Source organism: Legionella birminghamensis, assembly GCF_900452515.1.
Classification (GTDB): domain Bacteria; phylum Pseudomonadota; class Gammaproteobacteria; order Legionellales; family Legionellaceae; genus Legionella_C; species Legionella_C birminghamensis.
The window spans coordinates 1,000,757-1,024,035 of the sequence record NZ_UGNW01000001.1 but is presented as its reverse complement, the minus strand read 5'-3'; the positions used below and the strand labels follow the sequence as shown (position 1 = coordinate 1,024,035).

Here is a 23,279-nt window from a genome sequence, read left to right as displayed (position 1 = left end):
TATGCTTCAGGATGCAGACCAACGCGCGCAGGCTACTAACCCTGCGCAGTCTTATATTGTTCAGGCACCAGCCGGATCAGGCAAAACTGAATTGCTTACCCAGCGCTTTTTACGGCTGCTCAGCCGCGTACAGGCCCCGGAACAAATCATTGCACTGACTTTTACCCGTAAAGCAGCCAATGAAATGAGAGAGCGCATACTGCTGGCCCTGGAAAAAGCTGAACAAAATATCCCTCCTGACAATGCCCATCAGCAACTCACCTTTAGCTATGCACAAGCCGCACTGGAACAGAACAAGCGCCTGAACTGGCAGTTATTACAGCAGCCAGGCCGGCTGAAAGTCATGACAATCGATTCATTATGCCAATATCTGGCGCAGTCAATCCCCCTGTTGGAACAGGAAAGCAATTTTGCATCGATAACAGAGAATCCCGATGAAATTTATCGCATGGCAGCAAGGGAATGTCTGCAAACCTGCCTTCATGATCATCAATTACAAGTCCATATTCAGGCGCTGCTTGAACACCTTGATAATCGCCAGGATAAATTGCTGGATTTATTTTCCAGTTTACTGGCAACAAGGGAACAATGGCTAGGCCTTGTTTATTCCATACGGGAGCAGAATAAAAAGTCTTTTGAACAGGCTTTGCGCTGGATAGAAGAACATGAGATTAAGCGTTTTCAGGAAAGTATTCCCTTTTCACTGCGTGAAACCTTAAGACGTTTGTGCCAGCATGTAGCGGCAATTGAAAATGATCCGTCTTCCTTGCGCTACCCGCTGAAGTTCTGGGATGAGTTTGGCCAATTAAACAAAGAGATCAGCCTGGGCCTGGCTTCCCTGCTGCTGACCAAATCGGATAAATTACGCAGCAGCTTTGACCATCATGTGGGTTTAAGAGCAAATAGCTGCCCGAAATCCGAGTATCAGACCCTTAAAAATGAGAGCAGGCAATTATTAGAGGCATTGGAAGTACTGGCTGACTTTAGCAGTTTACTGGTGAAAATAAAAAAACTGCCCGAACCGGTTTATGACAAACATCAATGGGATATTCTGCAGTCCCTGCTCACTCTCCTTCCTCTGTTGGCCGCCCATTTACAAATTGCATTCGCCAGAACAAATAAGGTGGATTTCGCAGCGGTCTCCCAGCAGGCGCTGCATGCCTTGGGTGAACCGGACTACCCAACCGACTTAAGCCTTTATCTGGATCACAGCATCCACCACTTACTGATTGACGAGTTTCAGGATACCTCTATTCAGCAGTATCAATTGCTTGAAAAACTGGTTTCTGGCTGGCTGCCCGCTGATAATAAAACCCTGTTTGTTGTTGGGGACCCGATGCAGTCGATATATCGGTTTCGACAAGCCGAAGTCGGGTTGTTTTTAAAGGCAAGGCAGGAAGGAATTGGCCCTGTCACGCTTCAAGCTTTGGAATTGTGCAGTAATTTTCGCTCCACCGCACCAGTTATCGAATGGATTAACCGGCAATTTAAGACCATTTTTCCAGTACGGGATGACATTGAATCCGGCGCTATTTCTTTTCACCCGTCGGTGAATGTCCTGAAAACCGACTCGGACAGCCATATTCTGGCAAAAGAATTCAGCAGTAAGGCGGCGGAAGCACAAGCGGTCGCAGAGATAGTTAAAACAGAGTTGGCTCAATACCCGGACAACAGCGTTGCCATCCTTGTTCGCTCACGCTCCCAGTTACAAACGATTATCGCTATTCTGCGCAGCCAGGGTATTGCCTTTCAAGGGGTGGAAATCGAACAATTGGCCAATCTGCCCCATCTTCAGGACATCTGGTCCTTAACCAAAGCCTTACTCATGCCTGCAGATCGCATTTCATGGCTAGCATTTTTGAGAAGCCCTTTTATTGGTATACCCTTGATCGACTTATACCATTTGGCCGATGCGGACAAAAAGGCGCCGCTGCTGGACTTAATGGCAACTCCTTCGGTGCTGCAGTCGCTAAGTCCGGATAGCCGAATCCGCATTCAATTTGCCAACATGCAATTCAGGCAGGCTTTTAAAGAACGGCATCAGCAATCACTGGTTAACTGGGTAAGGTCTACAGCACAGAAGTTCCACATTGATTCCATTTTAGAACCCGCACAGGAACAGGACATTGAACAATTCTTAAACCTTCTGGAAAAATATGACGAAAATGGCCTTTTGAAAAACCTGCAAGTATTTGAGAATCAGTTAAACGCGCTTTATGCCCGTGAGGCATCAACCTCACGGCTGCAAATTATGACCATCCATAAATCAAAAGGACTGGAATTTGATGCCGTCATTCTTCCTGGTTTAGGAAGTAAATCGACCCAGTCCGATAAGCCGCTTTTCCGCTGGCTTAAAATGCCGCGTCAGGCCGATACATCGCTGTTTCTGATGTCGCCGGTGCGTGCCGCGCATCAGCAAAACTGTCAGTTGTACGATTATATCGGCGAGATTCACTCTGAAAAAGAAGCTTACGAGCAGCAGCGTTTACTCTATGTCGCAACGACCCGTGCCAAGAAGCGCCTTTATCTTTGTGATCATTTGGAAAAAGCCCGTGATGGCAGCTTTAGAAGTTTGCTGAATCAGGAGTTTATTGCAGAAGAAAGGGGAGCTGAAGAGCCTGAACAGGTATTTCCAGCGCTTTACCGTCTGCCTGTAGACTTTTTCTCCCAAGGTACATGCTTTGAGACAGGCATCCAGTTTTCACAGACAACAACTTGGCCAGAAGATGATGCACCGCGCCATCTGGGCTCGGCCATTCATTTATTGCTGCAGTGGATGGGGGAACAGCATCCATCATCCCTGGCAGAAATACCCTGGCATTTCGCTGCTAATTACCTGAAAACCCAGGGCTTTTCCCTTGACGAGCAGAAACGGGCCATGGAAACCATAAAACATTACCTTGGCCTCTTCTGGTCAAATCCTGTCGGGCAATGGATTTGCCAGCAGCACGAAGAAGAATACAGTGAGTATTCATTACTCGTGGAGGAGAATAATCAGGTCGCAACACGTATAATCGACAGAATGTTTGTGGAAAACGGCATCCTCTGGATTATTGATTTCAAAACAGGGGATGAGAGTAATCTGTCCCAAGAGGAACATCGCCTGCAAGTAGACAATTATGCACGATATATCAGCCAGAAAGACCATCGCCCTGTGCACTGCGGCGTTTATTACCTCACTACCGGGCTATGGATTCATTGGGTTTATAAGGAAGTCACTACGGTGGTGAGCGCTAGTTAAATAGTGTAAGCTACCCGGTTTTAGCCTTGATGACAGCATTATGAACCAAGTTGATCAACTTCTTTATTCGCTCGCAGCAATGAACGTTCCCTTTCTCAATAAATCTATCGAAGAACTGGGATTAAAATATCAGATTGAAACCAGCAGAGGAATAAAATTGCAATTCACTGCCGGCTTCCCCGTTCAAACGATTAAAGAAGATTTACTTCAGTTATTGAAGCAAACCGCTCAAGGCATTTTACCAGAGACCGCAATTGAAATTGATTTGCAGAGTAAAATTCAGGGGCATCGCACGCAAATGAGCGGAAAAGGCTTACGCGCTGTTAAAAATGTCATTGCGGTTGCTTCCGGTAAAGGGGGGGTTGGCAAGTCAACGGTTACGGTTAATCTGGCTACTGCCCTTGCCAGAGCCGGTGCGCGGGTCGGTATCCTCGATGCAGATATTTATGGTCCAAGCATCCCCCTGATGCTGGGCGCCCACTCCCCTGTTAAAATAGAACAGGATCATTATTTACCGGTGGAAGTGCATGGCATTCAGGCCATGTCAATTGGATATCTGACGCAAGCGGATGATCAGGCGCTGGTTTGGCGAGGCCCCATGCTAGCCAAAGCGCTAATACAAATGCTTGATATTACGCTCTGGCAGGATTTGGACTATTTATTCATCGATCTGCCACCAGGGACGGGGGATATTCAATTGAGCCTGGTGCAGAAGATCCCCTTAGCAGCTGCCATTGTAGTCAGTACTCCCCAGCCCGTTGCCACACTGGATGCGCAAAAAGCAATCATGATGTTTGAAAAAACGCAGATTGACGTAGTGGGTATTATTGAAAATATGGCCTGGCACAGCTGTAGCGCCTGCGGTCATCAGGATGCAATTTTTGGAACAGGCGGCGCAGAAAAACTGAGTGAACAATTTAAAATGCCATTGCTGGGGCAATGGCCATTGGAAACTGCAATTCGTAATCATTGCGATGAAGGACAACCCGCCGCCCTTTCGAAGGATCCGGCATTGGCCGATATTTTTCATCAAACGGCTATGGAATTCGCAATTCGATTAGCGCAAAAACCTTTGAATTATGCTGATCGCTTCCCTGATATTGTTGTCGAGTAAGCAGCGATAGCTTGAACAAGGAATGAGTGACAACATTTTACTCAATATGCTAATATTTAACCACGTAAATATTGGATGAATTTATATGCCTAATTTTAGCAAGACCCTTAATGGTAAAGGCTTTCCATTTGATTATAACCCTGGCAATCCCCACTATATTCCTATAAATGTCACCACAGCACCGAATGGGGCTCTCTTCCAAAAAAACGGGTCATCGTCCTTTACGGACGCCTATTATTACTATGAATTTATTGATACGCGTTTACCTACGTTAAAAGCCCGATTAATTTTCTTGAAAGCCATTCTTTCAAGCACGAATTATGGGACACATAATGGGGAGACCCCCATTTGGTTTAAGGTTATGAGCCCGCCGCAGGACCCTCTAAGCGCAGGCTTCGAGATCAATTATCAAACCAAATCTATTACCCTGCCAGATACGATGGTCATTAATCCTGTTGCCCTGGCCAAGGATTTTCTTGCTCAATTCCCGGAACTCAGGCAGAACTACGGAGCAGTTTTACAGGCCAGCACATCGAATCCGGCAATAAAAAAATTATTTTCAGACGATTATGTGGAAGAACTGGCTCTCTCCGAAGACGCTATAGGATTGATCACTTTGGTCAACCTTCTGCCGGCACAAGGCACATTATTATATGAAACGTCCTTAGAACAGATTGCTCATAAAATTATAAGCATGGTATTAAAGCAAGAAAGCAACTCGTTCGGGTTGATAGAACAGTATTTAAATGAGAAGCCAGAAATACTGGACGTCCTTTTCAAAAAGTCTCCCCGTCACATAGAAGGTGCGTTAAACACTCTGTCCTTTTTAGGGCAACAAGGGGAAAAATTATTTAATTTGTTTTATGAGGATATATGGCGGGTATTATCAGCAATTGATTTTACTGATTATGACCGCCTGAAGGAGGATCAATCACTTATTTTATCCAAAATTAGTCCAGAGGGTCTATCCGAGGCTCTCAGAAAGGGACGCGTGAACGATAATACCCTGCTATCACTCAAGCAATTAGGCATGGCTCCGGATGAAACCTTTGTAAAGCAGTGGCTACTCGAGACAGAGTATTCGCAAAATTGGGTTGCAATGGGAGTGGCACTGTTGGAGCACTTTCCACAATTAGTGGAAAATATCAATTCTGAGGGATTAACAGGTGAAAAATTAATTTTTGTGGAGAAAGCGTTAACCTCTACAGTTCCTCAGGAAAGGAATGCGGGATATATTTATAAAAACCTGCCGCAGCAAGAACAATTGATTCATTCACTGGAATCCATTCGGCAGGAACTGGAGCGATTGGAAGGGGATCTTACCCGCTTTGCGCTTTATCAGGAGAATAAAGATAAATTCACAGTGCCCGGTAAAGGTCTGCTGGATTCTAAAAAAATTGAAGAACTGCAAGCGCTGAAAGAGGAATTGATCCAATGCAATAACCTGGTCTCATCAATTGACAGCTTGCTTAGCCAAAACGGCTCAGAAAGCCGTCAGATCGCGCTGAATAATTTAAAAATAATGTTGTTAACTGGCAAAACAGTGGCTACCCTCACTTCTTTGAGAAACAGAGCTTATAAAACGCTTGAAGACATTGAAACAATCGATAACACCATTGAACGCCTTGCTGCCTTGAGTATTAAGCTGAGTCCCCGAAATAAAGCGCTTACCGAACGAATAATCCAAAAGCTTGAAGAACTTTACGCTAATCCTGATGAAGGCAGAAAATTGTGTGGGCACCTGGAAGCATATAAAATGTTTACCAGCCTCCCCGAATTTAACCGGATCTCAGAGAGGGTATTATCAGAACAATTTAAAAACACTATTCAGAATGCACCCCTATACGATGCAATGCTCAATAGGTTAAAACAGGTACATTCATCTACCAGAATCACTACAGAAGTACCAAAAGCGAATAAAAATTTTGCACTGCTGTTTGAAAACGATTTTTATCTTTCCCTGGATAGCTATTACAGCGCATTTGCAGAGCGCTTATCCCATGCCACAGAAGAAGAGCGGCAAACAGGGCTGCAAAGCATATTAGATGTTATTAAAGGCGCTATTGCTCAAACCACAACAGAAGAAGACAAGTCAATAGCAGATACTCTGGAAAAGATGCTCACTGCGGATGAAAACTTTCAGAAAATGAGAACCCTGGTTTCGCAGTTGGAAAAGGAAAGCGCCGAGCCATTACCTATAAATACACCCTCTTACCTCAATTTAAAAAACGCAGTTGAAATAAACAAACTACAAGCCGCCCTTAATAGTGAGGAATTTTTAAACAAGCTTTCCAAACTGGAGAAATGCCTTGCCATTCATCAGTTAGCCCCCAGCGAATGCAATAAAGCTATTCTGGACTCACTCAAGCAAACTGCATTGCGTTTGGTAAATGACAGCTCCCCTGACAGTCTTGCGGCAATAGAGAAGCTGTTCGCACAGGCTCAGCAAATTGCCCAGGATTTTAAGCTGACTGAACCTGCGCATTTAACCGAAAAACAAAGGGGAATTTATTCAGAAATGGTTTCAAGTCTGGCATCTGCCTTCAAGGGTAAGGATGCCGCTACCTGCCTGGATTATGTGACCCGAAAAGAAAATGGCCTTCAGCAATTTCAGGCAGAATTGATGACACGGATAACTGATATTGAGATTGTGGATACAGAACTTGATAAGCCCGGAGTTAAAGGGGAATGGGAAAAACCCTATCTGCAATTAAGGAAGGAATTGCTAAGCTGGCCGTATCCTGCTGTTGAGGCATTTCCGCACAACATTCTCAATCTAAAGAGTATGCGGGAATTAAAAAGCGCAATGACCCGCTTTTCAGGCCATAATACACAGTTAAAACATGAGGTTAATAATCTATTCACGGCAGATCTCACAGCTGCAGATAAAGCAAGTGTCAGTGATGCCTCTTTGAAAATTCTTGATGATTTTCTGAATACCGAATTACGTACTTACAACGAAGCAAAGCACAGTGGTTTTTTCTTTAAACAAAGCCAGGAGCGTTTGGATACTATTCAGAAGTTACATGATCAGATCAAAGAGATCATTGCTACTCCCAGCGATGAATCCTATGCCTATCGTATAGCACAGGCATTGAATCAGGCTGAGAAAGAAACCATTCAGCACCATAACCAGCATACCTTTAAATTTTTTGGTAAAGTCTTAACATCCAGCCGTTTAGCCAATACCTTGCATCAGGCGATAGATCACATGGCAGCCAATGGCCAAATTGATGATGAGGAGCTTGCATCGCTCCGACAGGAGGAAAATTCCAACGGAATTAAATCACCCTGAGGGAAACTGTCTGCTGGGACGTATCGCGACTTGTTCGCGATATCCAAACTGTAGGGGCTTTGTGATAGAATACATTCTTTTGAATAGTGAAGCGATAAGCAATGTCTGATAACTATACAGCCGATGCCATTGAGGTGCTCAGCGGCCTGGAGCCGGTGCAGCGCCGCCCTGGCATGTATACCGATACCACCAGACCCAATCATTTGGCTCAGGAAGTCATTGATAATAGCGTCGATGAAGTCATTGCCGGCCATGCGGGCAAGATCAGGGTGACCCTGCATGAAGACGGATCTGTCGAAGTCGAGGACGATGGCCGGGGAATGCCAGTCGATTTACATCCACAGCTTGGCTTAAGCGGCGTTGAAGTGATTATGACCCGTTTGCATGCAGGGGGTAAATTTTCAGATAAGAATTACAGCTTTTCCGGCGGCTTGCATGGCGTGGGGGTTTCAGTCGTCAATGCCCTGTCGGAGCGCGTTGATGTACGGATAAAACGGAATGGGATTATTTATCAAATGGCCTTTGCCAATGGCGATAAGATACAGGAATTAAACGAAGTTGGCGTCACGCGCAAACGGGATACCGGAACCTGTATCCGCTTCTGGCCTAATGAAAAGTATTTTGACTCCATCCGCTTCTCAATCAAACCGCTTATGCATGTACTACGGGCTAAAGCAGTGCTTTGCCCCGGTTTATCCATGACGTTCATTAACAAAGTCAACCGCGAGGAAACGCACTGGTGTTACGAACAAGGGCTTTCCGATTATCTTCGTCAATCATTGCCTGAGGATTTTCTACCCGAAGAACCATTCAGCGGCGAGTATAGCAGTGAAGAAGGGACAGTTGACTGGGCGTTAGCCTGGTCTTCAGGCTCGCAGGCCAATGGCTTAAGTGAAAGCTATGTCAACCTGATCCCCACCCCCCAGGGCGGAACGCATGTGAATGGTTTGCGCGCCGGCTTGTTTGATGCTCTTTCAGCATTCTGCGAGTTACGGAATCTCTTGCCCCGCGGAGTTAAGCTGACTGCCGATGATCTCTGGGAGCCCTGCCAGTATGTATTGTCAGTGAAAATGAAAGAACCCCAGTTTGCAGGGCAAACCAAGGAACGATTAAGCTCTCGTCAAACCACTGCATTTGTCAGTAATGTGGTTAAAGATGCTTTTGCATTGTGGCTGAATCATCATCGCAGCCAGGGCGAAATTATTGCAGCACTAGCCATTGAACGTGCGCAGAAACGCCTGCGTCAGGCCAAACAGGTTGCGCGCAAGCGTATCCATCAGGGCCCGGCACTTCCTGGTAAACTGGCAGACTGCCTGCAGCAGGATTTATCCATGGCTGAACTTTTTCTGGTAGAAGGCGATTCCGCAGGCGGCTCGGCAAAACAGGCCCGGAATAAGGATTTTCAAGCGATTCTGCCTTTACGGGGCAAGATTTTAAATGCCTGGGAAGTGGAATCTACCCAGGTTCTGGCCTCCCAGGAAATTCACGATATTTCAGTTGCAATAGGGGTGGACCCAGGCTCCAATGATCTTTCCGGTCTTCGCTACGGCAAACTCTGCATATTGGCGGATGCGGACTCCGATGGTGCACACATTGCCACCTTGCTTTGCGCCTTATTCCTGCGCCATTTTCAACCGCTGGTAGCCGCAGGCCACGTATTTGTCGCCATGCCCCCTTTGTATCGCATCGATATGGGCAAAACGGTGCAATATGCACTGGATGACGCAGAAAAAGTGAAAATCGTTGAACAGCTGCTCAAGACAAACAAGGGGAAAGTGAATGTGCAGCGATTTAAAGGTCTGGGTGAAATGAATCCAATACAACTTCGTGAAACAACAATGGATCCCAATACCCGGCGGCTGGTACAGTTAACCCTTGATAATGAACAGGAAACCATGGCGCTCATGGATATGATGCTGGCGAAAAAACGCGCCGCAGATCGTAAAACCTGGCTGGAAACCAAAGGGAATCTCGCAGAAATCTGATCCTTGACGCTCATAACCTTGATATGCCCAGCTTATCAAGGTTTACTTTTTAACAATTTGGAAAAAACTTATTTCCAAAAAAATATATTCACAAATCTGATCAACATTATTACAATTGTTTCATAATTTATCCTTTCTGGAGTCGCTATGAAATTAAGTAATGAAGTGATCGGGCTTAAAGAGAAGCTAACTGATAATGAAAAAATCAGATTGGCGCAGAAGCTATGGGAGATGTGTCAGCCTATTGAAGGCACAGCCGCTGAACTGTACCTGACCGCTACCCGAAAAATACCCGCAGAAATAGCAAGGCAACTTGAATTCAGATACCTGAGAGGTCCTATCGGTATAGCGAGTCTCGATAATAATAAGCATGACGACTATGTTGTTGCACCAGTGTACAACCTGGACGATGAATTAGTAGGACTGCAAATTATTCAAATTGATTCCGAAGGGAACAAAGCACAGGCGGTTCACGTTAAGGCTAAAGATTTCTACTGTAAAAAATATATTGGTGCAAGCCACCCGCTTCGCCCAGGAAAGGCAGCGCTTATCAACCAGGGCAGCAATTCAGACTGCGTCTTTATTGCTGAAGGAGTAGAGACTGCTGCAAGCATTGCAACCATCCAGGCAATCCGTGAAAACTTCAGCATTTTAGCTTCCATGGGGGTTACCGAACTGCCTGCGGTCATTGGCTACATCAAAACGCATTTCAGGCCTCATGCTACCATTGTATTGTTAAAAGATCATGACGGAGCGGATAGCGATGCGGATATTGCTTTCCAGAAAGCACGGGATTTATTCCTGAGCGCTGGCTATAAAGTGATTGTTAAAGAACCAACACCCAAAGACTCTGATAAAGAAGGTTATGACTGGAATGATTTGCTGATTGACGGCGGTGAAAAAGAGCTGGAACTGCAGTTTGAGCTGAACATCAGTGTTAACAGTGAAGATACATCCCTGCGTGATGCATTTAAAAAGCTCTATACCCAATTGCTCGTCAGTGAAAATATTGCAGAAGAGCATCATTTATTGCAATCGCTGTCGGTGGTCGTCAATCAGCAGCTGGCCGCTATTAAAGGCAGGCCTTTTGGTGAGCAATTTTCCACTGATTACAATACGAATAAAGCGCTTCTGCTGGAAATGGGTTCAAAGATTCAGGATATAATGACCGCATTACGCTTTGTTCACAAAACCTCTGCGCCCTACTTCAGCCGGCCTCAAATCCCCAAAGTCCTTTCTAATTTTTTGGCAGCATTGAATCAACTGCAGCAAGATCAGGCTGCACTTAGAAATGAAAAGGGCGAGGAGCAACAGATTGAACATCCGCAACTGGAGGCACTTGATGCCGCTTATGATTATGTTTTAGGCGAATACAAAACATATCTATCCACAGAGGGCAAGTTTTCCCCATCACCGCTTCCAAAAGAGGGAGAGGAGTTTAAGTATTATGTGGATATATTTTTACAGGTTTTACAACCACACATTGAGGGCAAGGCGTCATTTGCATTTGTCAGACAGCAATTGAGGCCTGCGTATGACCGTTTGAAGAAAGAGATTAGAGCAGAGGGGGCAGCAAATATTCAAAATAATTTACAGATTTGCATGGACTTAAAAGACGACGCGGTGATTAGCTTGATATTGTATATAAAATCGCTTGGCTTTCTGGTAAATCTGAAAGAACAATCGCTGGAAGAAAAGATGCAATCAGAAGCCTATCGCGCTTACCAGGATCATTATCTGGCATTACATGAGGAGCTGGAACCAATTGGGAATCTGCAAACGCTTCAGCAGTGGTTAAATAATTTGGATAATTTCAAAACATTGCGTCCTTTGCAATATGAACCGCCAAAACAGGAAGAATCCCGGGAAGTTGAATTCATATTTGAAGATGAGAACGAAAAGGAGACATTGGAAACCCTGATCAAGGAAATCCTGGACAATATTCCCCTGGAAGAAGTAGAAGACAATGAGAAAGGCAAAGAGATTGAGAAAGAAGCAGATCCCTTTGAGCAAGCGGTAAATGACTATGCAATGGAGCTCGCTGTAAGCCTTTATAAGACCTTCGAAGTCTCTTCTCCTTGCAGACTATACAGGCAGGAGTTTGATGGCCTGGTATCAAGGGACGGCCAGTTAACGATTATTGAGCGAAAAACCAATGATGGCACTGGCCCGGGTGTTCTGCAGAGAAACTTTTGCCAGCAAAAGATCATGTCGAAAGAACAATTTGTCCAAAAAAACTGGCTGCCCGCCATTTTACATGATGCGCATCCTGAGTCATTCATTGATATTCACATCCCCGCAAGAAAAGACTGGTATTGCGAGGAGTTTTCAGAAGAAATTCAGGACATGCTAATACTGGCGGCCAAATTAACAGTTGTAAAAGCATTGCGGGAGTTACGTCTGGAGTTTAATTTAAACCTGCCGAAACATTACTCCGGTAAGGTATACCAGGGCGTATTCTTCAGTCCCAGCCGCTTAAATGACGTGACTGTGCGCTTTTCACAACTAAGAAAGGGGGATGAGGATGTTGCGCACAGCCGCATGGATGAGATCAGGAGCAGCATGAGTCAAATGATACGCAGAGGACAGTAGAGATTCAGCTGTCGAATCTCTGCGGTGCAACAGCACGTCCCGCGGCGCAAGCAACAACGAATCCCCGCGGCGCAAGCAACAACGAATCCCCGCGGCTCAGACCGCGGGGCCCAACAACTGAATCATGCCCTCACTCAGAAGTTATGCTTCGCTGCAAGTCCTGTTGGGTCCCGCGGTCTGAGCCGCGGGAATTCGGGGGTGGGCTAAACCGCGGTAATCCCGGGGGCTACACGGTGTAAATTCGGGGTTGTGCAGCCGGGATACGCACCCAATCCTTATTCCCCTAAATTTTACCTTCCCCATTTGCAGCAACCACGCTACACTATTTTTAAACAATTTCACTAAATCCAAGCAAAAATGAATCTTATCGAATGCCTGAAAAGCTTTGTTTCTGTCGTTGAAAATAACAGCTTCTCGGCCGCATCGAGGGTATTGAATGTCTCAGCTTCTAAAATCAGCAAGCAAATCAATTGGCTTGAAGAGGAGTTGAACACCAGTTTATTTATCCGCTCGACCAAGCAATTAATCCTGACTGATTCTGGAAAAACTTTGTATGAAAAAGCCGATCATTTATTTGAAGGAATCAATGACATTAAATCAATCGCTTCAACTCAGGAAACACAGTTAAATGGAAAGCTAAGTCTTTATCTGACTGTTTCCCCAGCCATTCCTTTTTTTACATCCTTGAGCCTGGAATTTATGGCAATTAATCCCGATATCTCACTCGAGATAATCGCGGGTTCAGACCACAGAAACTTTCTTCAATATCCTTTTGATTTAGGCATCAGCTTTGAGCCGCTTCGCTATCTTAATCTCACCTGTAAAAAGCTGTTTTCAGTGCAACGTAATGTTTATGGATCGAAGACTTATCTGACTCAACACGGGGAACCGAAAACAGCAGAAGATCTAGTCAGTCACAATTGCCTTATCAATACCCTCTACGGCTTACAAAATAAATGGATTTTAAATAATAGAATTATCCATGTGCACGGTAACTTCCAAAGTAATAACGCCAGTATTTTAAAACAGGCTGCTTTATCAGGGTTAGGATTAATCTGGGCCCCTTCATTCACCGTAATGGAGGAGCTTAAGCAGCAGCTGTTATTTCCGGTTCTTAGCCAGGAAACATCTCCCGAAATAATGCTTTATGCTATTTACAAAAATCATAAAAACAAGATGTATCTTATCAATCAATTACTTAGCTTTTACTGCCAAAAGGTAAACGAACTGGGCATAATAGACTTGTAAGTTTGGATAATACGACCGATACTTAATAAGTCGGGGAAAAATCCAAGTTACCTGAGCATCCCTGATGTAAACTCAATGATAACGAGGAGACTATTATGAAAAGGATTTTATCAGTTACTATGGGCGGTCTATTATTATCTTTCGCTTCAATTTCAATAGCAGATAATACGACACCCACGCCAATGGACAAGAACTGGACCTGTTCCACCAATGCCAGCAGTAGTGATGTGGCTGCCGATAAAGATGCAGATAAACAAATGGATAATACACCAAAATCAGCCGCTGATGCATTTGCTTTCGCAGCTAAAAACTGCCGCGATTGTACAAAAATTACATGCGAATCTGATAACGATTAATCCCTATAGAGCCTGCAGCTGCTCCCTGCAGGCTCTTAAAGCCTAGAACAGGAGTAAGATCAATGAATGCAATCGATTTTTTAGTCAAGGAACATGAACGGGTAAAACAACGTTTTCTTGATATCAGTGATGAATCTCACCGTGCAGAAACCCGGAAAAGAATGTTTGATGAATTATGCGATGAATTAATCCGTCATGAAACGATGGAACATAAAGTCTGGTATCCCCATTTTAAAGATGACGATCGTCTCGATGATACCGTCAAACATTTACTAACCGAAGAAAAGCATGCCGAACAGGCAATCAAACAATTCGATAATATAAAAACCGAAGAAACCTGGGAAAAGAAATTTAATAAATTAATGGATGATGTCATTCATCATGCGGAAGAGGAGGAAGAGAAACTATTTCCCAAAGTTAGAAAATTATTAAGTGAGTCCGAGTTGGAAAAAATCGGCAAAGACATGCTGGAATTTAAGAGACAATATCATTAATTCCTGGCAAACGAGTTAACTTTAATACCTTATTCCTTAAACCTGAGATTGAAGCAAACCAGATCAACAATCTGGTTGCTTCACTATCTCAAGCTAAACACCACCCCGTGTCAGGAGAAGAATAATAAGAATTAATAAAACCAGACCTACTGCACCACTGGGATAATAACCCCATCCGCTACTGTAGGGCCATGTTGGTAATACAGCCAACAGAATAACGATTAATAAGATAAGTCCAAGTAAGCTCATGATTAAATTCCTTTTAATTTAATCTAAAAATTGCTATGAGTCCGAAAAACTGCTCAAAGCCCCTTCATAATTACTATCTGCTTCTGCCTTTCTCAGGCATTTACAATTACACCTCCATTAGGGTGAAGCACCTGACCGGTCATATACGACGAGTCTGAAGATGCTAAATAAACATACGCAGGGGCCATTTCGGCTGGCTGCCCTACTCGATTCATTGGGACTTGCTGACCAAATTCAGCGACTTGCTCGGATAATCCATCATTTATCTCCTTAACTCATTGTACCTCGGGGTGGTTCATGCAATGTTTTCGATGGCAATGAATACCTCCGCAGGCTCCAATACAACTGGATAGCGCGCCAATTGTAAATAAAACAAATACGATCCAGCCACTCCAGGCCAAAGTCTCTGGAGAAGCCGATTTGGTCGCTTCATTAGCCGGGCTTTGTACGGTAAGTTGATTCCCTTGTGCCTTGCCAGTCCCTGTATCTACGTTAACAGTCGGTGCAAGGGCAGCCGTGTAAGCGCTTACATAATTACTCAGAGGCATAGCCAGTAAGGCGGTCAATAATAAAGCCAGACTCCAGGTCGCAAAACCATACAGGATTCCCAACCCCGGACTGACCACATGGCCTAGAAAACCCGCAGTGAAACCTGCCAGCCCCATCGCAACAATGGAACCAATTAATAAGCCAATTAAACCGCCAATAGTGACCGTTGTCGCGCCATCATTGGAAATAAACGCTGTCAATCCAATTGCAATACTGTACAGATGTAAAAGAAATCCAAGGCCAAGACCGACCAGAGCACCAATGACAATGGCAGACCAACAGAACCAGTGGCGATGAGGAGCGCATACTTTCTGATCAACTACAACTGTTTCATGGTTCATGATAACTCCTTGATGGTATATTTTTTTATTATTATAAATATGCTTTTATAAATGCGAAACAAGCCAGATCAGTAGTAAAATACTAATCGGAATACCCAGTAGCCAACCGATCACATACATCATGATTCTCCTCCTTCCCTAGGGTGTTAAATTAAAACATCTCTCTCCCAATTGGGAGAGAGAAAATCTTATAAAGGTTGATGAGGTTTTTTTCCAATTTCCTCGTTTTCCTTTCTTGATTTTTGCAGTTCATCTTGTTGCTTATTTTGACCAAACTTTTGTTTATTTTGTTGGTCATTCTGCATATTTTTGCTTCCCAAATTTTTATTTTGGCCTTGTTGTTGATCTTGCATGTTCTTGTCCATGATAAATCCTCCAATAATGGATAAAATAATAATGAATAATTACAACCCCGATTTACTTATGTTTTTGATTGCTGGAAGCATTCTTTTTTTGGGAGGATCTTTGATTTCGCTTACGGGTTTCGGCGGCTTTTTTCCCGCCAATTGAGGTACCAGTCATGATTTTCTCCTTAAATAAAATTATCTCCTTAAAGAACACAGTTTATTGTTAACTTCATTTTTTTCTTGTTCTATTTTAAACTTAGACCCATACAGTCAGTTGTCAAATAGCGCATGTCCATCAAATGATTGGTTTATACTTAAAATTAATGTAACAATATTAAGAATGATATGAAATCAGGGCAGATCGTTATTGACTTTCTAAAAAATAAAGGCTTAATACTTGTCACCGCAGAATCCTGCACCGCGGGGCAGATTTTATCTATCCTTGGAAAAATTGAAGGCTGCGGAGAATGCCTGGAGCTAGGTTATGTCGTTTATTCTGAAAAAGCAAAGAAAGATGTCCTTCATGTGCGCCAAGAAACCATTGAAACTCATACTTTAACCAGTGAAGCGGTTGCCCGGGAGATGGCATTAGGTGCTTTGCGGAAAAGCACTGCCAGTGCAGTGATTTCCACAACCGGTATAACGGGACCAGAGCCTATGGACGGTATCGATCCTGGAACAATCTGCTTCGCATGGGGGTTTAAAAAAGAACAGGAGTGGTTACTCCACTCTGAAACAAAAAAGTTCAAGGGGACACGCGCTGAAATTCAGGTTACCGCGGCCCACTTTGCGCTTCAATCACTTCCAGAAATCTATGCTCTTTTGTTTGAAACAAAACAATAAATTTTCAGTCTATAATAACAAGAGATTTCATCAGAGGGCTTTTATCTTCTCACTCCATCTTCTATCGCGGCTTTTTTGGATTCTATTTAACGTAGATTCATTAATCCGGATTATTATCTGGCGCGACTTTTTGATCATTTTTTGACAAACAGAATTCTGTTTACTATATTTTAAGTGTAGGGTGAGTTATCTGCGAGTTAGCAGAAAAGCATCCACTGCAAAAGCCACCGCTGTGTGGCTTTTTTCATTCAATAGTTTACGCATGGTTTTAGGTTAAAACACAAAATCAAACTGCCCTTTAATCTGGCATAAACATAATAGGAGAAGTTACCATGGAACGACCTCATGAAGTTGTTAAAGCCAGTGAAGTGACTGGAGTTAAAGTTAAAAATCTAAATAATGATAATTTAGGTGAAATCAACGAAATCGTACTGGATAAAATCTCAGGACAAGTGAATTATCTGGTACTAGATTCAGGCGGTTTACTGGGATTTGGTAACAAATTTTTTGCCATGCCCTGGAAACTGTTTTCATATGATGTAGAAGATGATTGCTTTGTCCTGAATCTGGATAAAGAAACACTTGAAGATGCCCCGGGTTTTGACAAAGATCACTGGCCCAATTTCGCAACTCCAGAGTTTACATCAACCGTAGAAAATTATTACAGTCCACATCTTTCAAGAAATAATACAGGGATGACTACGGAACTCTTTCATGATAAAGATTCTGCTGAAAAAGCCTATCTTCGTGCAATTGACGAAGGATATAAGCCTGAAGAAATTAATGTTCTAATGTCAGATGATACACGTCATAAATATTATGATTCATTCCTTACGACTGAAGAAACCGGTTCCAAAGCCGCTGAAGGCATGGGAGTTGGCGGCCTTATAGGCGGAACCCTGGGTGCTACACTCGGTGCAATCGCAGCGATTGGTACTAATTTAATCTTTCCTGGCCTTGGAATCATTGTTGCAGGACCTCTTGCAGCTGGTTTGGCAGGTGCTGGGGCAGGCAGCATTTCCGGAGGATTAATTGGTGCATTGATCGGCTGGGGCATTCCTGAGGAACGTGCCAAGGTTTATGAAAAAGGACTGGCATCAGGAGGAATTGTGTTGGGTGTGGATAAACGTGGAGAAAATACCACATTGGAAAATGATTGGCGCGATTACTCAACTAATAAAATCCATTAAAATCATTCCCTATCCTGCAAAATGCCGCTTTTACAAGCGGCATTTTTATTGCCTCATTCTTGAGAGGCATTCAACATCCAATGGGCCTTTTCATGCGCCGCAATCCTGTCGCTCAAAAGATTGGCAGTCCCTTCGTCATGGTTTTCCTGGACAAGAGTCAGGGCTTGATTCAAATCCTTGACTAATGTGGCATTGTCTTCCGCCAGTTCAATAACCATCTGGTTGGCAGAATTACCAGAGTTCCCATCCTTAATTCTTTTCAGGCGTTCAAACTCTTTAAAGGTAGCAGGAGCCTTGTGGCCTGTAATCAGAATACGCTCTGCAATCTGATCAACAGCTTCGGCAAGCTCTTTGTATTGCATTTCGAATAATTCATGCAAACTTTTGAACTGGGGCCCTTTCACATGCCAGTGATAATTCTGGGTTTTTAGATACAATGCATAGGTATCTGCCAGAATCACTGAGAGTTTTTCTACTGCTTGAGACATACTCCTCTCCTTTTTTTTATTAGTAGTGAAATAAATATCCATAACATTTTGGGAATCAGGATAAATATTGATAGAATTGCTGCCACCATCAATTGTCTGAGGCATCAATGGACGAACAACTCTATGAGTTAAACACTAATAGTTTAGACAAGATTGAGGAAGTACAAAAGAACCTGGCATTGAATTCACTCGAATCAGGCAAAGTTATTTACTTACCCCATTATTTTTATGCTCATGACGCCCAAAATGACCACTACCTGCTCACTGATAGTATTTTGGATGGCCAGCACAAAAATATCAGCTATGACTATTTAAAAGATCGCCTTGGCGGCTATGACGCCAATAATGAGTCCCTGCCTTCAGTTCTTAAACCGTTCATGCGCGGGTATGCCGCATTTGCAAAACATCTGCTGGATGCGGTCTGTCCGCTTTACACTGAGCATTTAATCTGGGGACGAACCAGCTATCGTCCTGCAGAAATTCGTGGCAGGACCAGTTCTAAGCGGAAAGATGATACCCGTGTCCATGTCGACTCCTTTCCTGCATCCCCTGTCAATGGCCGCCGTATCCTGCGGGTTTTTTGTAATATCAATCCCTGCGGCGAGCCGCGGGTCTGGCAGCTTGGCGAACCCTTCAACCAGGTATTGGAGCGTTTTTATCCATCCATCCCCAAATACAATCCTGCTGTTGCCCGCTTACTAAAATGGTTTAAAGTCACTAAAACCATGCGCTCCGCTTATGATCATTACCAGCTGCAACTGCACGATCGTATGAAGCTTGATGACCATTATCAACAGACGGTTTCCAAAAACACCATTAATTTTCAGGCGCAAAGCACCTGGATCGTCTTTACAGATCATGTTTCTCACGCGGCTTTAAGCGGGCAGTTTCTGCTCGAACAAACATTCTATCTGCCAGTTGCCGCTATGAGAAACCCTGAACACTCTCCTTTACGCTGTTGGGAGAGGAATAAAATGAAAGAATTAGTTCAAGCTTAAAACTAAACGCCAATGCTGAACAGATGAGTTTACCAGTTATTATTAAAAACGAAGGACTGAAAAATGCAGGGAAGAACACGGTACCAACAATTGCTGAAATGGCTCTGCTGTCTGCTGACAGTACCCAGCTTATATGCAGCTACTCCTTTATGGGTATTTGTTCCCCAAACACCAGTGGCATTAACCGTAGCGCCCGGTGAGACAGCTCAAGTGCAATATGCTGTATATAATCAATCGTCACGCGGGAAAGTGCTGATTATGCAGCCCATTAAAGGGGATTACTCAAACCAGTCTTTGCCTGTTGCCCGCTAAAGGCTATTGCAACCTGACTTTACAGATCAACGGGTCAGCGCTGGCCGGCAATATCGTGGGCGGGCCTGTTTTATGCCAACAAGGCAATCCGAATCAATGTTATCAACCCTCAGCGATTAACCGTCTCGCAATTACCAAAGGCCAGTCCGCCTCTGCTTCTATTACTGCTTCTCAAGCCAGCCTCGTTTTAATTATCAATCAAAACGCACAAGTGGTAACGATTACTAATCACTCCACACAAATCACCGCGTATAATATCCGGGCGATACTTCCTGCAAGCTGGACCGATGTCATTCAGGACGCCAGCAGTTGCACCGTATTAGCGCCTGGGGCTTCCTGTCAGATCTCATTTACCCCAGGCTCCATCATCCATTCTGTGCAGCTTATCCCTATTCAGGGCGATAATACATCCAGGATCTCTATTAGTATTGAAGTGAAGCCCGTCCCGATAGCTATTGCGGGAGGGCAATACACAAGTCCTGGCGCTACTCGCCCGCTTTTGGCGTTCAGCTCGGATATGGGTACAAGCTGGACTTTTCCTTCAGCTGTAAATTCACCGGTTTTTGTACCTGATAATACTAATTCCTACAATAATAGCGCCGGCTTCTTTGAGTCAAGTTGCGATGCACAAACCTGTATCGCTGTCGGCCAATACCGCGATGCAGGTTTGGTGCAACGCCCATTGTTGGCAGTTAGTCAGGACTCAGGCTTAAATTGGATCTTCCCCTCTTCTATCAATGCACCTGTTTTCTCACCAGTTAATACAAACCCCTTTAGTAGCGCTGGTGAGCTAGTCGGTGCAACTTGCCAGGGAAGCACCTGTATCGCTGCCGGCACTTACTTTAGTGGAGGAATCCGACGTCCCATCATAGCAATTAGCCATGATTCGGGTACGAGCTGGAGCTTTCCTGCAGCTATCAATGCCCCCGTTTTTACTCCAGATAATACACATGCCTTTGTCGGTAACGGCAGATTTAATGCTGTAACCTGCCATGGCGCTATTTGTATCGCCAGTGGTCTATACAGTAGTGGTGGAGTTGACAGACCACTTCTGGCGGTTAGCCAGGATCTAGGCCTAAACTGGACTTATCCCTCCGCTATCAATGCCCCGGTTTTTACCCCTGATAATAGCAATGCGTTCTCGAGTAGTGGTGCGCTCAACAGAGTCTCCTGCCAGGATAGTGTTTGTATTGCCACCGGCGAATACAGAAGCGGTGGTACACTGAGACCATTGCTCGCGTTAAGCCAAAATGCCGCTGTAACCTGGACTTATCCTTCAGTTGTCAATTCCCCAGTGTTCACACCTGACAATAGCAATGCGTTTGTCACTGGCACGTTTACTGATGTCAACTGTCAAGGAACCACTTGTATAGCAGTAGGGACGTATTTTGGAGGTGGCCTTCAACGCCCGCTTGTGGCAGTAAGCCATGACTCCGGTACAAATTGGACTTTCCCATCCTCTGTTACTGCACCTGTTTTTACCCCCGACAATACCAATGCCTTTATGGGAGGGGGCACCCTGTTAAGCATCAGTTGCCAGGGTTCTGATTGTGTCACAGGAGGGTTTTATAATTCCGTGGGAGCATTTAGGCCGCTTCTGGCAGTCAGCCATGACGCAGGGTCTAGCTGGACTTTCCCCTCCTCGGTCACTTCACCAGTCTTTACACCGGATAATACCAATGCCTTTACCAACAATGGCCTGTTTTATGATGTCCATTGTGCAGGAGGGCTTTGTATCGCAGCAGGATATTATATTAATGGTGGAGTCCAGCGTCCCCTCCTCGCCGTTAGCCAGGATCTGGGCCTGAGCTGGACCTTTCCTTCTGTTATTAATAGCCCAGTTTTTACACCGGATAATAGCAATACATTCTTAAATGGCAGCTTTTCCACTACAAGCTCTAATGGCTTGTGGCTACCCAGATCACTGTCTTTACTAGAAACGCAATAAGACTGTTCCAGTTCTCAGCTCTTCGCCTTGAGATGCACCGCATCGCAAGGCGAGAACCCGTTTACCAGGTTGGAGAGGGACTGCCTGGTAGAGATGTATTACTGGACTTCACTTCCGGTTTCGAAAAAATCGGACTTCCACCTGCCTGGGCAATGAGGGCTGCGGTTGATTCCTTTACCAGCTTATCAATTCGTTCCTCAACCTGTTTTTTCAAGGCAGGCAAGCATAGAGGCTGTACGCCCGTCCTGTTGCTGATTTCCGCTTTAAGCTGGTATAACGTGGGCAAATTAAAGCGTTCCACCCAACGCTGCAATGCGCTTTGATCACGGATATAGCGTGAATTCAACACTGAATTGAGGTTGGTTGTTTCCACTGCTTCGAGCAATAAGCGATGTTGTACCACATGATAGGCGAGCGTGTCCTGGTTCAGTTTCAATTGCTCATTTACATCAGCTATTTTCTCTGCATCGAATTTATCTTGATGAACTTTGAGCTCCTCAATCAAGACCTCTCGTTTCTTTTTTAAACTCTCTATCTTCTCTTGCTGGAAAGCCATATCGTTTTGCCATTGTTTTTCTTTGACAAAATTTTCCACTCGCTTCACATAACAAGCGATAGTGTGTACACCTGGAACATCAAAATAATACTTTTGTTCCGGAGTTGGTGTCCAATCATTTAAACCCGCTTCATATAAGCTTTCATAAGTACAGGGCCCATGTGAAAATTTCTCTTTTAAAGCATTCGGTAAGGAATGATAAAACACTCTGAAGAACAGAATATACCTCTGATCTTCTGTTTTGAATCCAATCTCTTCCATCGAATAAGGAAGTTGCAGCAAGCTGAGAAAATTCCCCTCCCTTGCATTTTTCAAAATAAAAATCATTTGATCCGCTTTTTCCTTATATTCCTCCGAGAACACATGCATGGAATTATCCTTAATTTATTAATGGTTAAGAGGGTTTAAAATCATCAACTGGCCTGATTATCTCAGCGGGCTTTAGACCAGAGGCAGTGGATTGATTCGAAAATATCGGACTATTGCCGGCTTGATTGATAAGGGAACTCATTGCCCACTGGGCATTTAATTCCTTCCTGCGATGTTCAATCAATTCATTGCGCATTCTTTGCCATTCATTCTGCTCGGCAGATTGCCTGCTAATTCTATCCTGAACCGCGGAAAGTGTTGCCAGACTGCATTTATTAACTAACAGCTCCAAGGCTCTTTGGCTCGAAGAATACAGAGGATCCAACAACGCTCTCACTTGTCTTTCCTTAACTTGCAGTTGTTCCATTCTTTTGGCGCAGGCCGTCATGATGGACAAGCCAGGATTAAGAAAGTAGGCCCTTGCCCAGGCTGTCGGCTCCCAATCCTCCACACCCAGAGAATATAATTTTTCCAATGTATCAAACTTGTTTATTTCCCTTGCCAATAAATGACTTCGTAAATTCTCAGGCAATGAATCAAAGAATCGTCTAAACGACTTGATGTATAATAATTGCTCGCCACTGAATCCTAAGGCTGGAGAAGGATTAGATGACAATAAGATCATGTAATTTTCGTTTACCGCTTCTTTTAAAATTAAAAGGAGTTGCTCCGCTTTCGTTTTAAATTTTTGAGTTAATCCGGTCATAATAAACTTCCTGTTGTGAATATCCATTTTATACAGCAAGGATGTTGAAGAAAAAAGG

Annotated in this window: 20 protein-coding genes; 13 read left to right on the top strand and 7 right to left on the bottom strand. The window is 44.1% G+C overall.

Features of this window, described 5'->3' with window-relative positions:
• Position 1 precedes the first annotated feature (1 nt).
• The 8 genes from DYH42_RS04325 (at position 2) to DYH42_RS04290 (ending at position 14,325) form a co-directional block, all read left to right on the top strand.
• Positions 2-3,241 carry a UvrD-helicase domain-containing protein gene (locus tag DYH42_RS04325; protein WP_058524773.1) on the top strand — a complete coding sequence of 1,080 codons (3,240 nt, stop codon included), beginning with the start codon at positions 2-4 and terminating at the stop codon, positions 3,239-3,241.
• A gap of 40 nt (positions 3,242-3,281) precedes the next feature.
• Positions 3,282-4,355 (top strand): iron-sulfur cluster carrier protein ApbC, encoded by a 1,074-nt coding sequence (gene apbC / locus DYH42_RS04320; RefSeq protein WP_058524774.1) that lies wholly within the window; start codon positions 3,282-3,284, stop codon positions 4,353-4,355.
• Between the two features lie 85 nt (positions 4,356-4,440).
• Positions 4,441-7,650, top strand: a complete 3,210-nt coding sequence (locus DYH42_RS04315) for a hypothetical protein (protein WP_058524775.1) — start codon at positions 4,441-4,443, stop codon at positions 7,648-7,650.
• A gap of 101 nt (positions 7,651-7,751) precedes the next feature.
• Entirely contained in the window at positions 7,752-9,635 is a 1,884-nt protein-coding gene (gene parE / locus DYH42_RS04310; RefSeq protein WP_058524776.1) for a DNA topoisomerase IV subunit B, read from the top strand.
• 147 nt (positions 9,636-9,782) lie between these two features.
• The gene (locus DYH42_RS04305; RefSeq protein WP_058524777.1) at positions 9,783-12,227 is read left to right on the top strand and encodes a toprim domain-containing protein; all 2,445 of its coding nucleotides are present in this window, start codon (positions 9,783-9,785) and stop codon (positions 12,225-12,227) included.
• Positions 12,228-12,584: 357 nt separating this feature from the next.
• Positions 12,585-13,475, top strand: coding sequence for a LysR family transcriptional regulator (locus tag DYH42_RS04300; RefSeq protein WP_058524778.1), 891 nt, complete (start codon positions 12,585-12,587; stop codon positions 13,473-13,475).
• Between the two features lie 95 nt (positions 13,476-13,570).
• Positions 13,571-13,831 carry a hypothetical protein gene (locus DYH42_RS04295; protein WP_058524779.1) on the top strand — a complete coding sequence of 87 codons (261 nt, stop codon included), beginning with the start codon at positions 13,571-13,573 and terminating at the stop codon, positions 13,829-13,831.
• Between the two features lie 62 nt (positions 13,832-13,893).
• Complete coding sequence (locus DYH42_RS04290) at positions 13,894-14,325, top strand: hemerythrin domain-containing protein (RefSeq protein WP_058524780.1); 432 nt, start codon at positions 13,894-13,896, stop codon at positions 14,323-14,325.
• Between the two features lie 93 nt (positions 14,326-14,418).
• Here the strand turns inward: DYH42_RS04290 and DYH42_RS04285 are convergent, their stop codons facing one another.
• The 4 genes from DYH42_RS04285 to DYH42_RS16535 all read right to left on the bottom strand — a co-directional run bounded on the left by DYH42_RS04285 (position 14,419) and on the right by DYH42_RS16535 (position 15,829).
• On the bottom strand, positions 14,419-14,574 hold the full coding sequence (locus DYH42_RS04285) for a DUF3309 family protein (RefSeq protein ID WP_083503189.1): 156 nt from the start codon (positions 14,572-14,574) through the stop codon (positions 14,419-14,421).
• A 92-nt stretch (positions 14,575-14,666) separates the two neighbouring features.
• Positions 14,667-14,840, bottom strand: a complete 174-nt coding sequence (locus DYH42_RS16915) for an SDR family oxidoreductase (RefSeq protein ID WP_420324132.1) — start codon at positions 14,838-14,840, stop codon at positions 14,667-14,669.
• A gap of 9 nt (positions 14,841-14,849) precedes the next feature.
• Positions 14,850-15,464 carry a hypothetical protein gene (locus DYH42_RS04275; protein ID WP_237759061.1) on the bottom strand — a complete coding sequence of 205 codons (615 nt, stop codon included), beginning with the start codon at positions 15,462-15,464 and terminating at the stop codon, positions 14,850-14,852.
• A gap of 188 nt (positions 15,465-15,652) precedes the next feature.
• Complete coding sequence (locus DYH42_RS16535) at positions 15,653-15,829, bottom strand: hypothetical protein (RefSeq protein WP_157062410.1); 177 nt, start codon at positions 15,827-15,829, stop codon at positions 15,653-15,655.
• 327 nt (positions 15,830-16,156) lie between these two features.
• Here DYH42_RS16535 and DYH42_RS04270 point away from each other — a divergent pair, with 327 nt between their 5' ends.
• On the top strand, positions 16,157-16,654 hold the full coding sequence (locus tag DYH42_RS04270; protein WP_058524781.1) for a CinA family protein: 498 nt from the start codon (positions 16,157-16,159) through the stop codon (positions 16,652-16,654).
• Positions 16,655-16,986: 332 nt separating this feature from the next.
• The gene (locus DYH42_RS16775; protein ID WP_083503191.1) at positions 16,987-17,844 is read left to right on the top strand and encodes a PRC-barrel domain-containing protein; all 858 of its coding nucleotides are present in this window, start codon (positions 16,987-16,989) and stop codon (positions 17,842-17,844) included.
• Between the two features lie 53 nt (positions 17,845-17,897).
• Here the strand turns inward: DYH42_RS16775 and DYH42_RS04255 are convergent, their stop codons facing one another.
• Positions 17,898-18,332 (bottom strand): Dps family protein, encoded by a 435-nt coding sequence (locus tag DYH42_RS04255; protein ID WP_058524980.1) that lies wholly within the window; start codon positions 18,330-18,332, stop codon positions 17,898-17,900.
• 107 nt (positions 18,333-18,439) lie between these two features.
• Between DYH42_RS04255 and kdoO the strand changes: the two genes are divergently transcribed.
• The 3 genes from kdoO to DYH42_RS04240 all read left to right on the top strand — a co-directional run bounded on the left by kdoO (position 18,440) and on the right by DYH42_RS04240 (position 21,590).
• Complete coding sequence (gene kdoO / locus DYH42_RS04250) at positions 18,440-19,330, top strand: Kdo hydroxylase KdoO (protein WP_058524782.1); 891 nt, start codon at positions 18,440-18,442, stop codon at positions 19,328-19,330.
• Positions 19,331-19,393: 63 nt separating this feature from the next.
• Positions 19,394-19,642, top strand: a complete 249-nt coding sequence (locus DYH42_RS04245; RefSeq protein WP_058524783.1) for a hypothetical protein — start codon at positions 19,394-19,396, stop codon at positions 19,640-19,642.
• Between the two features lie 55 nt (positions 19,643-19,697).
• Positions 19,698-21,590, top strand: a complete 1,893-nt coding sequence (locus tag DYH42_RS04240; RefSeq protein ID WP_131792985.1) for a sialidase family protein — start codon at positions 19,698-19,700, stop codon at positions 21,588-21,590.
• A 61-nt stretch (positions 21,591-21,651) separates the two neighbouring features.
• Here DYH42_RS04240 and DYH42_RS04235 read toward each other — a convergent pair whose 3' ends face one another.
• Together DYH42_RS04235 and DYH42_RS04230 are read right to left on the bottom strand one after the other, a co-directional pair.
• Positions 21,652-22,515, bottom strand: a complete 864-nt coding sequence (locus DYH42_RS04235) for a hypothetical protein (protein WP_058524785.1) — start codon at positions 22,513-22,515, stop codon at positions 21,652-21,654.
• Between the two features lie 25 nt (positions 22,516-22,540).
• Complete coding sequence (locus DYH42_RS04230) at positions 22,541-23,221, bottom strand: hypothetical protein (protein ID WP_131792986.1); 681 nt, start codon at positions 23,219-23,221, stop codon at positions 22,541-22,543.
• Positions 23,222-23,279 lie beyond the last annotated feature (58 nt).